Origin of the sequence: Arthrobacter sp. V1I9, from assembly GCF_030817075.1 — a bacterium.
Taxonomy (GTDB): domain Bacteria; phylum Actinomycetota; class Actinomycetes; order Actinomycetales; family Micrococcaceae; genus Arthrobacter.
The window spans coordinates 1,897,586-1,914,557 of the sequence record NZ_JAUSYU010000001.1 but is presented as its reverse complement, the minus strand read 5'-3'; the positions used below and the strand labels follow the sequence as shown (position 1 = coordinate 1,914,557).

The 16,972-nt window shown below is 64.5% G+C and carries 16 protein-coding genes and 1 pseudogene; 14 read left to right on the top strand and 3 right to left on the bottom strand.

Translation table 11 applies throughout. The features are described 5' to 3' along the window. Positions 1-3: 3 nt before the first annotated feature. Positions 4-1,162, top strand: a pseudogene (locus tag QFZ70_RS09135) (acyl-CoA dehydrogenase family protein). A 28-nt stretch (positions 1,163-1,190) separates the two neighbouring features. Here the strand turns inward: QFZ70_RS09135 and QFZ70_RS09130 are convergent. Further along, the gene (locus QFZ70_RS09130) at positions 1,191-1,424 is read right to left on the bottom strand and encodes a DUF5703 family protein (RefSeq protein WP_104043961.1); all 234 of its coding nucleotides are present in this window, start codon (positions 1,422-1,424) and stop codon (positions 1,191-1,193) included. A gap of 40 nt (positions 1,425-1,464) precedes the next feature. Here QFZ70_RS09130 and QFZ70_RS09125 point away from each other — a divergent pair, with 40 nt between their 5' ends. Then, positions 1,465-1,737, top strand: a complete 273-nt coding sequence (locus QFZ70_RS09125; RefSeq protein WP_104043962.1) for a hypothetical protein — start codon at positions 1,465-1,467, stop codon at positions 1,735-1,737. A 33-nt stretch (positions 1,738-1,770) separates the two neighbouring features. Here the strand turns inward: QFZ70_RS09125 and QFZ70_RS09120 are convergent, their stop codons facing one another. After that, positions 1,771-2,706: an aldo/keto reductase gene (locus tag QFZ70_RS09120; RefSeq protein WP_307095057.1), complete on the bottom strand. Its 936-nt coding sequence runs from the start codon at positions 2,704-2,706 to the stop codon at positions 1,771-1,773. 52 nt (positions 2,707-2,758) lie between these two features. Between QFZ70_RS09120 and QFZ70_RS09115 the strand changes: the two genes are divergently transcribed. Beyond that, entirely contained in the window at positions 2,759-3,592 is an 834-nt protein-coding gene (locus tag QFZ70_RS09115; protein ID WP_307095055.1) for an undecaprenyl-diphosphate phosphatase, read from the top strand. A gap of 15 nt (positions 3,593-3,607) precedes the next feature. After that, on the top strand, positions 3,608-4,885 hold the full coding sequence (gene mshC / locus QFZ70_RS09110) for a cysteine--1-D-myo-inosityl 2-amino-2-deoxy-alpha-D-glucopyranoside ligase (protein WP_307095054.1): 1,278 nt from the start codon (positions 3,608-3,610) through the stop codon (positions 4,883-4,885). Between the two features lie 84 nt (positions 4,886-4,969). Here mshC and QFZ70_RS09105 read toward each other — a convergent pair whose 3' ends face one another. After that, positions 4,970-5,875 (bottom strand): PAC2 family protein, encoded by a 906-nt coding sequence (locus QFZ70_RS09105; protein ID WP_307095052.1) that lies wholly within the window; start codon positions 5,873-5,875, stop codon positions 4,970-4,972. A gap of 150 nt (positions 5,876-6,025) precedes the next feature. Between QFZ70_RS09105 and QFZ70_RS09100 the strand changes: the two genes are divergently transcribed. The 10 genes from QFZ70_RS09100 (at position 6,026) to QFZ70_RS09055 (ending at position 16,943) form a co-directional block, all read left to right on the top strand. Further along, positions 6,026-6,766: an HAD family phosphatase gene (locus tag QFZ70_RS09100; RefSeq protein WP_307095051.1), complete on the top strand. Its 741-nt coding sequence runs from the start codon at positions 6,026-6,028 to the stop codon at positions 6,764-6,766. Next, the gene (locus tag QFZ70_RS09095; protein ID WP_307095049.1) at positions 6,759-7,925 is read left to right on the top strand and encodes a site-2 protease family protein; all 1,167 of its coding nucleotides are present in this window, start codon (positions 6,759-6,761) and stop codon (positions 7,923-7,925) included. The genes QFZ70_RS09100 and QFZ70_RS09095 overlap by 8 nt, the downstream gene beginning before the upstream one ends. A gap of 97 nt (positions 7,926-8,022) precedes the next feature. Then, the gene (locus QFZ70_RS09090) at positions 8,023-9,087 is read left to right on the top strand and encodes a tRNA (adenine-N1)-methyltransferase (protein ID WP_307095048.1); all 1,065 of its coding nucleotides are present in this window, start codon (positions 8,023-8,025) and stop codon (positions 9,085-9,087) included. A gap of 82 nt (positions 9,088-9,169) precedes the next feature. Beyond that, on the top strand, positions 9,170-10,921 hold the full coding sequence (gene arc, locus QFZ70_RS09085; protein ID WP_307095046.1) for a proteasome ATPase: 1,752 nt from the start codon (positions 9,170-9,172) through the stop codon (positions 10,919-10,921). Beyond that, positions 10,918-12,591 (top strand): depupylase/deamidase Dop, encoded by a 1,674-nt coding sequence (dop, locus tag QFZ70_RS09080; protein WP_373461560.1) that lies wholly within the window; start codon positions 10,918-10,920, stop codon positions 12,589-12,591. The genes arc and dop overlap by 4 nt, the downstream gene beginning before the upstream one ends. An 84-nt stretch (positions 12,592-12,675) precedes the next feature. Next, the gene (locus QFZ70_RS09075; RefSeq protein ID WP_015937113.1) at positions 12,676-12,879 is read left to right on the top strand and encodes a ubiquitin-like protein Pup; all 204 of its coding nucleotides are present in this window, start codon (positions 12,676-12,678) and stop codon (positions 12,877-12,879) included. Between the two features lie 81 nt (positions 12,880-12,960). Next, positions 12,961-13,782, top strand: coding sequence for a proteasome subunit beta (gene prcB, locus QFZ70_RS09070; RefSeq protein ID WP_307095045.1), 822 nt, complete (start codon positions 12,961-12,963; stop codon positions 13,780-13,782). A gap of 1 nt (position 13,783) precedes the next feature. Then, positions 13,784-14,494, top strand: coding sequence for a proteasome subunit alpha (gene prcA, locus QFZ70_RS09065; protein ID WP_307095044.1), 711 nt, complete (start codon positions 13,784-13,786; stop codon positions 14,492-14,494). An 8-nt stretch (positions 14,495-14,502) separates the two neighbouring features. Then, entirely contained in the window at positions 14,503-15,867 is a 1,365-nt protein-coding gene (gene pafA / locus QFZ70_RS09060) for a Pup--protein ligase (RefSeq protein ID WP_307095042.1), read from the top strand. Between the two features lie 113 nt (positions 15,868-15,980). Beyond that, positions 15,981-16,943: an FKBP-type peptidyl-prolyl cis-trans isomerase gene (locus tag QFZ70_RS09055; RefSeq protein WP_307095041.1), complete on the top strand. Its 963-nt coding sequence runs from the start codon at positions 15,981-15,983 to the stop codon at positions 16,941-16,943. Positions 16,944-16,972 lie beyond the last annotated feature (29 nt).

Below are 16,972 nucleotides of genomic sequence, written 5' to 3'. Positions count from 1 at the left end.
GCCATGACGCCGGAAGAAGTGCTGCCGGACGCACTCCTGGAGCGGATCCGCAGCCGGGCGGCCGGATACGACAGGGACAACGCGTTTTTCTGCGAGGACCTGCAGGAACTCACCGAGGCGGGGTACCTGAAGCTTTTTGTCCCCGCGGCCGACGGCGGGAAGGGACTTGGGCTCGAAGGGGCGGCGCAGTGCCAGCGGAGGCTGGCAGCAGCTGCCCCCGCCACCGCTCTGGCGGTCAACATGCACCTGGTGTGGACCGGCGTCGCGCAGGTCCTTCAGGCAAGAGGGGACGATTCCCTGGACTTTGTCCTGAAGGAAGCCGCCCAGGGCGAAATCTTCGCTTTCGGCAACTCCGAGGCAGGAAACGATGCGGTCCTCTTCGACTCCCGCACCGTGGCAGAGCCACAGCCCGGCGGCTACACCTTCACGGGCACGAAGATTTTCACCAGCCTGTCGCCGGCGTGGACCCGGCTGGGGATCTTCGGCAAGGATTCGTCGGCCAAGGACGGTGAAGGCGAACTCGTCCACGGCTTCATCACACGGGAGACACCCGGCTAACCGAGTCCTCGACGACTGGGACACCCTGGGCATGCGTGCCAGCCAGTCCAACACCACCGTTTTGGAGGGCGTTTACGTCCCCGAAAACCGGATCTTCCGCAAGCTCCCCGTAGGGCCCAACCGCGATCCTTTGATTTTCGCCATTTTCGCGTGCTTCGAGACGCTGCTGGCCGCCGTCTACACCGGCGTGGGGGAGCGGGCGCTGGCAGTCGGGGTGGAAACCGTGAAGCGCCGGACGTCCTTCAAGAACGGAGGACGGAGCTACGCACAGGACCCGGACATCCGCTGGAAGGTCGCGGAAGCCGCGATGGCCATGGACAACCTGTACCCGCAGCTGGCCTCCGTAACTGCCGACGTCGACGCCCTCGCAGATCACGGTCCGCAGTGGTTCCCCAAACTCGTAGGCCTGAAGGTCAACGCCACTGAGACCGCGCGCCGCGTTGTTGACCTGGCCATCCGGGTGAGCGGCGGATCAAGTTATTTCCGTGGTTCCGAACTGGAACGGCTCTACCGGGACGTTCTGGCCGGCATGTTCCATCCGTCCGACGACGAATCCGCCCACAACACCGTGGCCACCGCCTGGCTGGGGCCGCTTGAGGACTAGGACTGGACGGCCCGCTGGACCCTTCGCTCTAGACGGTCCGCTGGACCTGCATCACCCGGCGGCGGAGCCAGAACCGCCTGCCGCCACCGACATACAGCTTGCTGCGCTGCAGCTCCCACTTGCCGTACTCGGAGTGTTCCACCAGGCGGCGTCTGGCCTCGTGCAGTGAATCGACAGGGCTGACCGTCAGTACAAGGTACTCGTACTGCTTCGCATAATCCCGTTCCCGCTGGACCGAGCTGGTGAGAAATTGTTCCTTCATTTGCTCTCCATTTTCGTCCTTTTCCGGCTAACGTGAAGGCATGAGCATCGATCCGCGTGTCGCGCTTCAGTCCTTGACCACCGCTTTGGAAGAACACCTTATAGCAGCATCGAACCGCCGCGGAGATGGGGACCCCTCCGTGGAGGCGGCATTTTTCGCAGTCGCCGATGCTTTTGAAGTCTATGAGGACGCACTCTACGAGGCCTACAACGAGGTCACGCCGCTTCAGGTCTTTGATGACGAGGACGACGAGGAAGAGGAAAGCGACGTGGACGACGAGGACCTTGAAATCGTCGAGGACCGGAACGTCTGACAGGCAGCGGCACCGCGGACGTTGTGACCAGCCCTAGGCCAGGGCTGAAGCGTCCTCCAGGGCGCAGGCAATCTCAGGCGGCAGCGGCGACAGCTGCGCATCCAGGATCTCCTTGAGCTGAGCAGGCGTACGCGGGCCAACGATCGCCGTCGCAACCCCGTGCTGGGACAGCAGCCAGCTCAGAGACACGTCCTGGGGGCTCCGGCCCAGTCCCTTGGCCGCCATGCACACCGCCTCGACGGTCCTGGACGCCTTCCCGTCAAGGTAAGGCTCCACGTAGCCGGCTTCCGTTGCAGATGCTCCCCGGGAACCGGTGGGGATGCTGCCGCGGTACTTCCCGGTTAACACCCCACGCCCCAGTGGCGCCCATGCCATCAGGCCCAGGCCTGCATCCTCAACTGCCGGAATCAGCTCAGCTTCCGGCCGCCGCTGCAGGAACGAGTATTCGGCCTGGGCGGCGACGAGGGGAAAGCCTGCAATGGCCGCGGCCTTGGCCGTCTGCCAGCCGTTGAAATTTGACACTCCGGCGTACCTGGCCCTGCCGGTACGGACGGCATACTCCAACGCAGACAGAGTTTCCTCCAGGGGCACGTTGCCGTCCCAGGCCTCAGCGAACCAGATGTCCACGTAGTCCGTGCCCAGCCTGGCCAGGCTGGCCTCCAGGCCGGTGAGCATTGCGTTCCGTGACGTGTCCACGCCGCGGCGCCCATCCGGCGTCGTCAGTCCCGCTTTGGTGGAGATGGAGATCTCCGTGCGGGCCACCACGTCGCCCAGCATCGACCCCACCATTGCCTCCGACCGTCCGTCGGCATAGGAGGCAGCCGTGTCCACATGCCGGCCGCCTGCGTTCAGGAAGGTGCGCAGGAGTTCCGAGGCGTCCTGTTCGTCGGTCTCGCCGGCCCAAGACATGGTGCCAAGGGATAGGGCGGAAACTCGCAATCCACTGTTGCCGACGTAACGCTGCTGCATAGCAGCAAGCTTACGGGCAGAACCAGCACTGCCCATGCCGTAGGGTCTTAGCGTGAACTGGTTTGAGGCGGCCCTGCTGGGCCTTGTGCAGGGACTGACCGAATTTCTACCGATCTCATCAAGCGCCCATCTGCGGATCGTGGGGCAGTTTCTGCCCAATGCCGCCGACCCCGGTGCAGCTTTCACCGCCATTACCCAACTGGGCACCGAAACAGCGGTAGTGATCTATTTCTGGCGGGACATCGTCCGGATTGTGAAGGCATGGTCCGGTTCCCTCGCCGGAAAAGTCTCCAGGCAGGACCCTGACGCCAGGATGGGTTGGCTTGTGATCCTGGGAAGCCTGCCCATTGTTGTCCTGGGCCTGCTGTTCCAGGACCAGATCGAGTCAGTGCTCCGGAGCATGTGGATCGTCGCCACCATGCTGATTGTGTTCGGCCTGTTCCTTGCCGTCGCGGACGCAGTGGGCAAACAGGACCGGGACCTCAGCCAACTGACGTACAAGCACGGCATCCTTTACGGCTTCGCCCAGGCCATGGCGCTCATTCCCGGCGTGTCCAGGTCCGGCGGCACCATCACCGCAGGCCTCCTGATGGGCTACACCCGCGAAGCGGCCGCACGGTACTCGTTCCTGCTGGCTATTCCCGCGGTGTTCGGCAGCGGGCTCTTCCAGCTCTACAAAACCGTCACCAAGGAGGGCATCACCGGCCCCTACGGACTGCCGGAAACAGCCCTGGCCACAGTAATCGCGCTTGTGGTGGGGTACATCATCATCGGCTGGTTCCTGAAATTCGTCTCCACCCGCAGCTACCGCCTGTTCGTCTGGTACCGGATCTTCCTGGGCCTCGCCCTGTACCTCCTCCTCGGTTTCAATGTCATCAGTGCCTAGCACTAGGCTTGGCGTGTGAAATCCTGGATCTCCCGCCCTGTTCCCGACGTGCCCGGCAGCATGCCAGCCATCCGGTTGTTCGATACCGCCGTAGGCCGGGAGGTGGCCCTGGAAACGCACGGCCGGCCCTCCATGTACGTTTGCGGCATCACGCCGTACGACGCCACGCACATGGGCCACGCTGCAAGCTATGTGGCGTTCGACCTCCTCAACCGGGTGTGGCGCGACGCCGGCCATGAGGTGTCGTATGTCCAGAACGTGACCGACGTCGACGATCCGCTGCTGGAACGCGCCACGGCCACGGGCGTGGACTGGCGCGACCTGGCGGCAAGCCAGATCGAGCTGTTCCAGACAGACATGCAGGCACTTAACGTCCTCGCCCCCGACCACTACGTGGGCGCCGTCGAATCCATCTCCCTGATCGTGCCCGAGGTGGAACGGCTCGTCAGCCTGGGGCTGGCCTACAAGGTGCAGGGCACCAACGGGGAGCCCGACGGAGATGTTTATTACGACGTCGAAGCAGCGGGCAAGCAGTCCGCGTCACCGGACGCGTGGTCCCTGGGATCGATCTCCGGCCTCTCGGAAAGCGAGATGCTGGAGCTCTTCGCCGAACGAGGCGGTGACCCCGGCCGGTCCGGGAAGCGCCAGGCCCTGGACCCGCTGTTGTGGCGGGTGGAGCGGGAAGGCGAGCCGAGCTGGCCCGGCGGGAGCCTGGGACCAGGCAGACCCGGCTGGCATATCGAATGTACGGTCATTGCGCAGAAATACCTGCCCTCACCCTTCACCGTGCAGGGCGGCGGCTCGGACCTGATCTTCCCGCACCACGAAATGGGTGCCGGCCACGCATACTCACTCGCCGGGGTCCCGCTCGCCAAGCACTACGCCCACGCCGGAATGGTGGGCATGGACGGCGAAAAGATGAGCAAGTCCAAGGGCAACCTGGTGCTGGTATCAAAACTGCGCGCAGCGGGGGAGGACCCGGCGGCCATCCGGCTCGCCATCCTCGCACACCACTACCGTTCGGACTGGTCCTGGACGGACGAAGGATTCGAGGCCGCCAAAGCCGATCTTGCCGCATGGCGCACGGCACTCGGCCACGCTCCCGCCGGCTCGGGTCCAGCCCTCATTGCAGAGATGCGAGTTGCCCTGGCTTCCGACCTTGACGCACCCGCCGCGCTTGCGGCTGTTTCCCGCTGGGCGCGCCAGTCCAACTCTGCCGCCGGCCCTGCGAGCGGTGAGGATCAGGCATTGGTGCGGGACGCCGTCGACGCCCTTCTCGGCATCCGTCTCTGACCAAGCCGCCGGTCAAGGCGACTGGTGCAGGGGAGCCTTCTGCGTAAGGGCCTCCTCCGGCGGGCGGGCGCGGGAGCGGGCGCCTTACGGCCTGTCCTGCCCGCGGCGTTTGAGGTAACGCTCAAACTCGCGGGCAATGGACTCGCCGGTCGCTTCCGGAAGGTCTGCCGTGTCCTTTGCCTCTTCAAGCTGGCGGACGTAGGCGGCGATCTCTGGGTCCTCGGTGGCCAATTCGTCCACGCCCCGTTCCCACGCGTCGGCTTCCTCAGCCAGCTCATGGGTGTCCAGCGGAACCTGCAGGAGCTCCTCTATCCGGTGGAGGAGGGCCAGCTGCGCCTTCGGCGACGGCGCCTGGGCCACGTAATGGGGGACGGCCGCCCACAGCGAGACCGTGGGGATGCCCGCCAGGAGCGCGACTTCTGAAAGCACTCCCACAATTCCTACCGGGCCTTCGTACTGGGATGCTTCCAGGTTCATGCGTTCCCGCAGTGGTGCATCGTCCGATGAGGTGCTCACCGGAATGGGCCGGCTGTGCGGTACATCTGCCAGCAGGGCGCCCACCAGGACAACGTAGTCAACGTTCAGCGCTTCTGCGTGCACCAGGAGTTCGGCGGTGTAGGCCCGCCATTTATAGGACGGCTCGGTACCCTGGACAAAAATGACGTCCACGTTCGAACCAGGCGCGCTGGCCTTGTAGATCCGCGTGGAGGGCCACTTGATCTTGCGTTCGCCCGCGGCGTTCCGGCGGACAGTCGGGCGGGTGAACTGAAAGTCGTAGTACTCATCGGCGTCTATGGAGGCCACCTTCTTGCCGCCCCACAGCTTGTTCAGGTACCGCAGTGAATCGCTTGCGGCCTCGCCGGCGTCGTTCCAGCCTTCAAAGGCGGCCAGCATCACTGTGACGCGCTGCCCGTCAGCCACAGGCTGCAGGAACCGCTCACGGGCGGGTACGGCACCCGGTTCGGTGGTGTCTCCCTCGAAGCTATTCATTTCTTCACCCTACGTCCAAGGAGCAGGGTCTCGCATTGAATGAAGCGCCGAAAAGTGCGCCTGACTGTGGCCAAACGGCAGCAAACCCGGCTGTATTCGCCGAGGGCGTAGCCACAGCCCCCGTCCAGACTGTCCCCGTAGACTGGGGGCATGCGATTGCCAGCCTCCAGTTCCCCGCTCAAAGCCGTCCTCTGGGACATGGACGGCACCATCGTGGATACGGAGCCCTACTGGATAGCGGCTGAACATGCGCTGGTGGAAGCTCACGGCGGGACGTGGTCCCATGAACAGGCCATGCAGCTGGTAGGACAGTCCCTGACGTTCTCCGCCGGCCTCCTCCAGCAGGCCGGCGTCGATCTCGGGATCCGCCAAATCATCGACACCCTCACCGCTGAAGTAGTGGCCAGTGTCAGGAAGAGCGTGCCGTGGCGCCCGGGTGCCCGGGAACTCCTGGAAAACCTCCACCTTGCCGGTGTCAGGTGCGCCCTTGTCACCATGTCCGAGGGGCCGCTCGCCCGGGAAGTGGTGGCCAGCCTGCCGCGGCCGTACTTCGAGGTGGTGGTCACCGGGGACACCGTGACGCAAGGAAAGCCGCACCCCGAGGCGTACCTGAAAGCGGTGGAACTGCTCCAGCAGGAGGACCCGGACCTGGGCATCCACCACTGCGTGGCGCTGGAAGATTCAGAACCCGGCGTGGCGGCGGCAGTGGCGTCCGGCGTGGCCACCGTTGCCATTCCCCACATCGTCCCGCTGCCGGCGGACCGCCGGTACACGTTGTGGGAGTCCTTGGCGGAACGCTCGCTGGCCGATCTCGAGGACCTGGTTCTGGCCCGCTCAGCGGCGCCGTCCGCTGCAATACCCGCGGGAGTCCCGGTGAGCTCCCATGACTGAGACGGCGGCTCCGGTTCGCCGCGAAGGCATCCCGCTGGGCAGGATTGCCGGTGTTCCTGTTGTCCTGGCCTATTCGTGGTTCCTCATCGCTGCCTTCACCGTGATTGTTTACGGGCCGGTACTTGACCGCAGCAACCCGGCCCTTGGTGCCAGCGCCTACGTCGTCGCGTTCGCCTACGCTGTCCTGCTGCTCATCTCGGTCCTGGTCCACGAACTGGCCCATGCCCTGACGGCCAAGATCTACGGGTGGCCAACGCAGAAAATCGTGCTCAACCTTTGGGGCGGGCACACGCAGTTCGAAAGCTTCACTGCCACCCCCGGACGGTCCGTCCTGGTGGCACTGGCCGGCCCCGCCGCCAACTTTGTCCTGGCCGCCGGTGCCTGGCTGATGCTGACCGGTGCCACCCTCGGCAGCGTCGCCGAAATCCTCACGAACATCTTCATGTGGGCGAACTTCCTTATTGCCGTCTTCAACGTCCTGCCGGGGCTCCCGCTGGACGGGGGCAGGCTGGTGGAGTCCGTCGTTTGGAAAGCCACCGGCAGCCAGGCCAAAGGGACGGTGGCAGCAGGATGGGGCGGACGCCTCATCGTTATTGCCCTCGGCTACTGGTTCATCCTGCGGCCGCTGCTTGCCGGTGAATCGCCGGAGTTCAGCCTGCTCATGATCACTATCCTGGTGGGCGGTTTCCTGTGGATGGGTGCTTCGGCAGCCATTCAGCAGGGAACGCTGCGCGGGCGCCTTCACCTGGTCAGTGCGGCCGGCTTGTCGACGCCGGCCGTAGGGTTGCCTGCCACTGCGTCGGTCCAGGACGCCCTCCGGCTTGGTCCACCGGGCTCAACCGCGGTAGTGGTCTGCGGTGTTGACGGACGCCCAGAGGCCGTGGTTGATCCGTCGGCGCTTGCATCGGTTCCCGCCTCTGCGGCGGGGACCACTCCCATCACTGCTGTTTCGTATGCCCTGGCCGCCGGCGCGTATGTGCCGGAATGGTCGAAAGGGCAGGAACTTCTCCACTTCCTGTCCCAGCTCGAAGGGCGGGACTACGCCGTGGTGGACCACAACGGCAGGGTTACCGGGCTACTCTCCCAGCACGCCGTATTGTCCGCGATCACGGGCAGGCGCCAGCAACCCGGTAGGCAACCGCAGGGCCGGAACCGGTAGAGTTACCTGCCGGTCGTGCATTGCCGCCGCAGAAGCCACAATGTCTTTGAAGCCATTGACGCGGGGGCGCAACAGTTTTACAGGAGTGAGGAAAATCATGAGCAGCGAAACTGCCGTCAACGAAGCCACAGCAGCAGCCCAAGCCGGTGTTGCCGGCAGCGGCTCGCAGCCGGTGGGAGCTGCCCGTCGCCGCGGACCCTTCCGGGAAGGTGAACGCGTCCAGCTGACCGACGAGCGTGGACGTATGAACACTGTCACGCTCGAAAGCGGCGGCGCCTTCCACACCCACCGCGGCTTCCTGAACCACGATGAAATCATCGGCAAGATGGACGGGTCAGTAGTCGTCAACAACGTTGGCCAGCAGTACCAGACCCTCCGCCCCCTCCTCTCTGATTTCGTCCTCTCCATGCCCCGCGGCGCTGCCGTGGTTTACCCGAAGGACGCCGGGCAGATCGTCACCATGGCCGACATCTTCCCGGGCGCCCGGGTAGTGGAGGCGGGCGTTGGCTCCGGCGCCCTCTCCATCTCCCTCCTGCGGGCTGTTGGAGACAATGGCTACCTGCACTCCTTTGAACGGCGTGAAGAGTTCGCGGACATCGCCCGCGGGAACGTAGAGACCATCTTCGGCGGCCCGCACCCCGCCTGGCAGATCTCCCTGGGTGACTTCCAGGAGGAAGTTGTGCGGAGCGAGGCGCCCGGCTCGGTGGACCGCGTGGTACTGGACATGCTGGCGCCTTGGGAGTGCCTCGATGCCGTGGCTACAGTCCTGGCGCCGGGCGGCGTGTGGATCAACTATGTGGCTACCGTCACGCAGCTCTCCCGGACGGCCGAGGCCATCCGCGCAGACGGCCGCTTCACGGAGCCCGACGCCTGGGAGTCCATGGTCCGCGGCTGGCACCTCGAGGGCCTTGCCGTCCGCCCGGACCATCGCATGGTGGCCCACACGGGGTTCCTGTTGGTCACGCGCCGGCTGGCCGACGGCGTCACCGGCATCTCCGTCAAGCGGCGCCCCTCCAAGACAGACTTCAACGAAGAGGACGTCAACGCCTGGACGCCGGGTGCTGTGGGGGAGCGGCTGGTCTCCGACAAGAAGCTTCGGCGCGCCGCCCGCGATGCCATAGCGGGCACCAACGTCAAGGACACCCCGGAGATCACGAACTAGTCCATATTTCGGGAGTCTCCCTCCCTACCTGCCATCTTGGGACTAAGGTCTTAATAGAAGCGCAGGAAGGGGCTGATACATCATGGAGACGCCAAACCAGGACTCCGGACGTACACCGGCAGAGCAGTCTGCCGCCAACGACCTCTCGGTTGCGGACCGCCAGGTCAACATCCTCAGGGACAAGCTCAGGCACATCGACCGCCAGCTGGCTGCGGCAACGCAGAACAACACCAAGCTGGTTACGATGCTTGAGGCCGCGAAGGCCGAGATCCTTCGGCTGAAAAACGCCTTGGACCAGGAAGGACAGCCTCCCTACAGCTTCGGCACCATTCTTCAGCTGAACCCGCGCAGGCAGCCCTCGTCGGGCAGCAGCGGGCAGGCCGCCACTGAAGAATCAGTGGACATCTTCAACGCCGGCCGGAAAATGCGCGTGGGCATCAGCCCGCTGGTGAACATCAACCAACTGGCCGTGGGCCAGGAGGTCCTCCTGAACGAGGCGCTCCTCGTCGTCGCCGGACTCGGTTACGAGCGTGCAGGCGAGCTGGCCACGCTCAAGGAGATGCTCGGCTCCGACCGCGTCCTCGTGGTGGGGCGTGCCGATGAGGAGCGGGTGGTCCGGCTTTCCGGTGCCCTCCTGGCCGAAAAGCTCCGGGTGGGCGACGCCCTCTCCATCGACTCGAGGACCGGCTACGCACTTGAAAAAGTGCCGCGGTCGGAGGTGGAAAACCTGGTCCTGGAGGAGGTCCCGGACATCACCTACGAGGACATCGGCGGACTGGGGCCCCAGATCGAACAGATCCGCGACGCCGTCGAACTACCGTTCCTGCACCCGGACCTTTACCGGGAACACGGCCTGAAGGCACCCAAGGGCATCCTGCTGTACGGCCCTCCCGGCTGCGGTAAGACCCTCATCGCCAAGGCCGTTGCCAATTCGCTTGCCGCCCGTGCCGCCGAACGCTCCGGAAACGTGGACCTGAAAAGCTACTTCCTCAACATCAAGGGCCCCGAGCTCCTGGACAAGTATGTGGGCGAGACGGAGCGCCATATCCGGCTCATTTTCTCCCGCGCCCGCGAAAAGGCCTCGGACGGCAGCCCCGTAGTGGTGTTTTTTGATGAGATGGATTCGCTGTTCCGCACCCGCGGCACCGGCATTTCCTCCGACGTCGAAACAACCATCGTGCCCCAGCTGCTGAGTGAGATCGACGGCGTGGAGCGGCTGGACAACGTCATCGTCATCGGCGCGTCCAACCGGGAGGACATGATTGATCCGGCCATCCTTCGGCCCGGCCGGCTGGACGTTAAGGTCAAGATCCACCGCCCGGATGCCGAGGCTGCTGCGGACATTTTCAACAAGTACATCACCACGGATCTGCCGTTCCACGAGTCTGACCTTGCAGAGCACGACGGCGACGTCCAGGCCACGGTGGACGCAATGGTCCAGCGCACGGTGGAAGCCATGTACTCCACGGACAAATCAAATGAGTTCCTGGAAGTCACGTACGCCAACGGCGACACCGAAATGCTCTACTTCAAGGACTTCAACTCCGGTGCCGTAGTGCAGAACGTGGTGGACCGGGCCAAGAAGTACGCCATCAAGGACCTGCTCACCACGCACCAAAAGGGGCTGCGGATCGAGCACCTGCTGCGGGCCGTGGTGGACGAGTTCCGTGAACACGAGGACATGCCGAACACCACCAATCCGGACGACTGGGCCCGGATCTCCGGCAAGAAGGGTGAGCGGATCACGTACATCCGCACCATCGTCCAGGGCAAGGCCGGCCAGGAGCCTGGAAAATCGATCGAAACGATGCCCACCACAGGGCAGTATCTGTGACGGCTGCGCCGGAGCCCGCCGCCGGGGGCGCCCTCCCCGCGGGCGGGGCCATGCGTGTCATGGGAGCAGAAACCGAATACGGGATCCATGCCCCGTCCGCCCCGTCGGCGAACGCAACCATGATGAGCGCGCGGGTGGTCCAGGCCTATGCCCAGGTGACACGCCAGCGTGCCGCCGGCGGAGCGGAAACGCGGTGGGACTACACCGACGAAGAGCCCCTTCACGACGCGAGGGGCTGGACAGTGGACAGGGGCTCGGCCCACCCCAGCCAGCTGACCGACCAGCCGCCGGTGCTGGACGCGGAAGCAGTGGCACTGGCCTACGGCAGGGAGGAACTGGAGCTCGACGGGCAGGATGAGTCCGGAACCCTCCTGATGAACATGGTCCTGGGTAATGGTGCCAGGCTGTACGTGGACCACGCCCACCCCGAGTATTCAAGCCCTGAGGTGACGAACCCGCATGATGCCGTCACGTGGGACGCCGCGGGTGACCTCGTTGCGCTGGCAACAGTACGGCGTCTGGCCTTGGACCCCGACCTGCCACAGGTGAACCTCTACAAAAACAACACAGACAACAAATCGGTGTCCTACGGGTCACATGAAAACTACCTCATGCCCCGCTCCGTTCCGTTTGGGGACATCGTTCGCGGCTTGACGCCATTCTTCATCAGCCGCCAGATCCTTTGCGGGTCCGGCAGGGTGGGGATCGGCCAGGACGCTTCCACCCCTGGCTACCAGATCAGCCAGCGGGCCGATTTCTTCGAGGCAGAAGTGGGCCTCGAAACCACCATCCGCCGTCCCATCATCAACACCCGGGACGAGCCGCACGCGACGGCCGACAAATACCGCCGCCTGCACGTCATCATTGGCGATGCCAACCTCAGCCAGGTCTCTAATTACCTGAAGTTCGGGACCACGGCCATGGTCCTCAGCCTCATCGAGGCGGGGCTCGCGCCAAAGATTGAGGTTTACGAGCCGGTGGCCGCCCTCCAAACGGTGAGCCACGATACGTCCCTCACCGCAACCATGCGGCTGCTGGACGGCCGTCGCGTGACGGCACTCGACCTCCAGTGGATGTACCACGAAGCAGCCGCCAAGCTGGCGCAGGATACAGGTGTCGGTGATGCCATCGACGGCGACGGGCACACCCATGACGTCCTGGACCGCTGGGCCACCGTACTTACGCAGCTGGACAGCGACAAGGCCGCGGCGGCCAGCTCGGTGGAATGGCTGGCCAAGCTCTCGCTCCTCGAGGGTTACAGGGATCGCGACGGCCTGGCGTGGAACGACGCCCGGCTCGGGCTCATTGATCTCCAGTGGGCGGACATCAGGCCGGAAAAGGGCCTCTACTACCGGTTCCTTGCCAGGAACCGCATGGACAGGATTGTCGACGACGGCGCCATAGCGGCTGCCGTGGGCGAGCCGCCGCCGGACACCCGTGCGTTCTTCCGCGGAAAGTGCATCAGCAACTTCGGCAAGGACGTAGTAGGTGCCAGCTGGGACTCAGTGATCTTCGACGTCCCGGGCTACGGCAGGCTCCAGCGAGTGCCTACCAGGGAGCCTCTTCGGGGAACCAAAGCCCTGACCGGAGCGTTGTTCCAGCGCTACCGGGAAGCGGGCCCGTTCCTCGCGGAGCTCCTGGGACACAACAGCGCTCCGCCTGCGGCATAAACCGCGCCGGACGGCCTGCATCGTGGCAGGATGGGCATATCGGAGGATCCGCCGGATCCGACGGCAGGAAAGGGAGAGGTAACAATGGCAGGCCAGGAGCAGCAGCAGCCGCAATCGCGCGACAGCCAGGTCGACGAGGACATTCCCGAGGCCCCGCCGGCGCCGCCTGAAGCGCAGGCATCAGCATCAACCGAAGGCGTGGACGACCTCCTCGACGAGATCGACGGAGTTCTCGAATCCAACGCCGAGGAATTCGTACGCGCATTCGTCCAAAAGGGCGGTCAGTAACCGGGACCCGGCAGGTGGCGGAAGCCGCGGACGGCCGGAATCTGTACCGACGTTGAAGAATTACGTTCAAGGAGTGCATGAGTGCAGGAATCAACCGCCCACCAGGTAGCCGCCAACGCCACCTCGTCCTTTACGGAACATCTGCAGCGGGACCGGCCCGAACTCCTGCCGTACAACAGGGGAGTTCAGTCCGCTGCGCCCGGAACCGCGCCGCTGCAGGTTCCGCACGCCACCACCATTGTGGCCATGAGCTACGCCGGCGGGGTGCTGATGGCGGGGGACAGGCGGGCCACCATGGGCAATGTGATCGCCAGCAGGCACATTGAGAAAGTTTTTCCCGCCGACCGTTACTCCGTCCTGGGCATCGCGGGCACTGCCGGCATAGCCATTGACCTCACCCGTCTCTTCCAGGTGGAACTCGAGCACTACGAGAAGATTGAGGGCACCCTTCTTAGCCTGGAGGGTAAGGCCAACAGGCTCGGAGCGATGATCCGCGGCAACCTGCCCCTCGCCATGCAGGGACTCGCCGTTGTGCCGCTCTTCGCCGGGTTCGATACCGGCGCCGGCGTGGGAAGGCTCTTCTCCTATGACGTCACCGGCGGCCGGTACGAGGAACACGAGCACCATACGGTCGGCTCCGGCTCCGTTTTTGCCCGTGGAGCCCTGAAGAAGCTGTGGCGGCCAAACCTGAGCGAGGCGGAAGCGGTCTCCGTCGCCGTCGAAGCCCTCTACGATGCGGCGGACGACGATTCCGCCACGGGAGGACCGGACACAGTCCGTCAGCTATGGCCGGTCATCTACACCGTGGACCGGGCCGGGGCACGGCGGGTTGCCGAAAACGTGCTCGCCGCGGCCGCGCATACTGTCATCGAAGCCCGCACCAGCGCCGGACGGGAGGCTTGACATGACCCAGCAGTTTTACGTATCGCCTGAACAACTGATGAAGGACCGTGCGGATTTCGCACGGAAGGGCATAGCCCGCGGCAGGTCCGTTGCTGTCATCAGTTGCGCCGACGGCATTGCGCTGGTGGCCGAGAATCCGTCGCCGTCCCTGCACAAGATTGGCGAGATCTACGACAAGATAGCGTTCGCCGCCGTCGGGAAGTACAACGAATTTGAGAGCCTTCGGCAGGCCGGGGTCAGGTACGCGGACGTCCGGGGCTACTCCTACGACCGGGAGGACGTTACCGCCCGCGGCCTCGCCAGTGTTTATGCACAAAGCCTCGGCGCCGTGTTCACCGCGGAGCAGAAGCCGTTCGAGGTTGAACTCGCAGTAGCGGAGGTAGGTCCTACCCAGGCGGAGGACCATCTCTACCGCCTGACCTTCGACGGCTCCATCGCCGACGAGCACCAGTTTGTCGTGATGGGCGGGCAAGCAGACAAGGTGTCCGCAGCCATTGAGGACGGCTGGCGCAGTTCATTGAGCTTTGCCGAGGCCCTGCGCCTTGCAATGGGGGCATTGGTTCCGGCGGCCGAGAGCGGCGAACAGCCGAAGGCCCTTCCCCCGAAGGCTGTGGAAGTTGCCGTCCTGTACAGGTCGTCCCAGACCTCGCGCGGCTCGCGGCGCGCCTTCCGCCGGCTTGATGACGCGGATATCACTGCACTGCTGGCCTAGGAGGACAGATGGACAAGAGAATCTTCGGCATCGAAACGGAATTTGGGATCTCCTATTCCAGCCCCGACTCGAGGCCTCTTGCCCCGGAGGAGGTGGCCCGGTACCTCTTCCGCAAGGTGGTCAGCTGGGGCCGTTCATCCAACGTTTTCCTTACGAACGGCTCCAGGCTGTACCTCGATGTTGGGTCCCATCCCGAGTACGCCACGGCCGAGTGTGACGACCTCGCGCAGTTGATCGCCCACGACCGGGCCGGGGAGCTGATCCTCGACGACCTCGTGGACGAGGCACAGGCACGCCTCGCCGCCGAGGGGTTCAACGGCACCGTCTACCTGTTCAAGAACAACACGGACTCCGCCGGGAACTCCTACGGCAGTCACGAAAATTACCTTATTCCCCGCCGGGGAGAGTTCTCCCGGCTGGCCGAGATCCTGATCCCCTTCCTGGTCACCAGGCAACTCATCGCCGGCGCCGGGAAGATCCTGAAAACGCCGCACGGGGCAACCTTCGCCTTTTCCCAGCGGGCGGACCATATCTGGGAGGGCGTGTCCTCAGCCACCACCCGGTCCCGGCCCATCATCAACACCCGGGATGAACCGCACGCGGATGCCGAGTTCTACCGCAGGCTTCACGTTATCGTCGGCGATTCCAACATGTCTGAAGCCACTGCCCTGATGAAGGTGGGCACGGTGGACCTCGTCCTGAGAATGATCGAGGCCGGAGTCATCATGCGCGACATGCGGATGGAAAACCCCATCCGCAGCATCCGCGAGATTTCGCACGACCTCAGCGGCCGGGCGCTGGTCCGGCTCGCCAATGGACGCCAACTCACCGCACTGGAGATCCAGCAGGAGTACCTCACAAAAGTAACAGCGTTCGTCAAGGAACACGGCCCCCACAACCCCCACGTTCCGGTGATCCTCGACCTCTGGGAACGCACGCTGAAGGCGATCGAAAGCGGCGACACCCGCGGCATCGACACCGAGATCGACTGGGCCATCAAGAAGAAGTTGATGGACAAATACCGGGAACGTCACGGCCTCGGCCTGGACGCCCCACGGATAGCCCAGCTCGACCTGACGTACCACGACATCTCCAGAAGCCGCGGCCTGTACTACCTGCTGCAGTCCCGTGGGGCCGTGCGGCGCATCGTGGACGACACGGTCATCAAGGACGCCGTCGACGCGCCGCCCCAGACCACCCGCGCGAAGCTCCGCGGCGACTTTGTCCGGCGGGCGCAGGAGTTGGGCCGGGACTACACCGTGGACTGGGTGCACCTGAAACTGAACGACCGGGCGCACCAGACCATCCTGTGCAAGGATCCGTTCCGCAGCGTCGATGACCGCGTGGATGCCCTTCTTGACTCTATGGGCTGACACCCAGCTTCAGGGGCTATTCTGGATAGAGCCCTTTCGAGGGCCTGCACGCGGTGCCGCCCGCCGAGCTGCGGATCACCGCCTCCATCTTGCCCCGACGAAAGTTCTCTTACGTGCGCCGACTACTAGCACTCCTTCTTCCCGCTTTGCTGATGCTGACCGCCTGTGGCGGTTCGACAACAGAGTCGGAGCCCACCAGCAAGTCTGCTGGTGAGACTGCGAAGTTCGACTCCCTCAAACTGACCGACAACGGGGACAAAAAAGCTCCCGGCGTGGAATTCGCCAAGCCGCTCGAAGTCGCTGAACCCACCATCAAAGTGGTCACCGAGGGTGACGGCGAGGCGGTGAAGGCAAACCAAATTGCCAACATCTCCATCCTTGCCCTGAATGCCACGGACGGATCCACGCTCGAGGACACCTTCCCCAGGGAGCCCGAGCCCCTGGAGCTCAACGAGGAACTGAAAACCGGCAGCGAGGTCATTTACAACGCATTAGTTGGCGCCAAGGTCGGTTCCAGCCTTGCCCTCGCCGTTCCCGGTCGGGCCGCTGCTGCTGCCCCCAGCCCCTCCGGCGGTGCCAGCCCGAGCCCGTCAGCCGCAACCGAGCCCACGCAGCTCCTCATTATCAAGGTGCTTTCCGCTTCGGACGTAACCCCTGCGCTGGAGAAGCCCGAAGGTGAAACGGTGACCCCGCCCGCCGGCCTGCCTACCGTCACCGAGAAAGACGGCATCCCCGAGATCAACGTCAAGGGTGTCGCCGCTCCCACCGCGCTGGTATCCCAGGACCTCATCAAGGGCAACGGCGCCACCGTTAAGGAATCTGACACCCTGACAGTGAACTATGTCGGCGTCACCCTCGTGGGCGGCAAAAAATTCGACTCGAGCTTTGACCGGGGCGAGCCTGCGAGCTTCCCGCTGACCGGCGTCATCAAGGGCTGGACCCAGGGCCTTGCCGGCAAGACCGTGGGCTCACGCGTCCTGCTGGTCATCCCCAAGGACCTGGCCTACGGCGATGCCGGCCAGGGCGAGGCCAAGGGCGACCTTGTCTTCGTAGTGGACATCCTCGGAGCCAAGTAGCAACAATGGCAACAGGCCCGGCCCCCGCC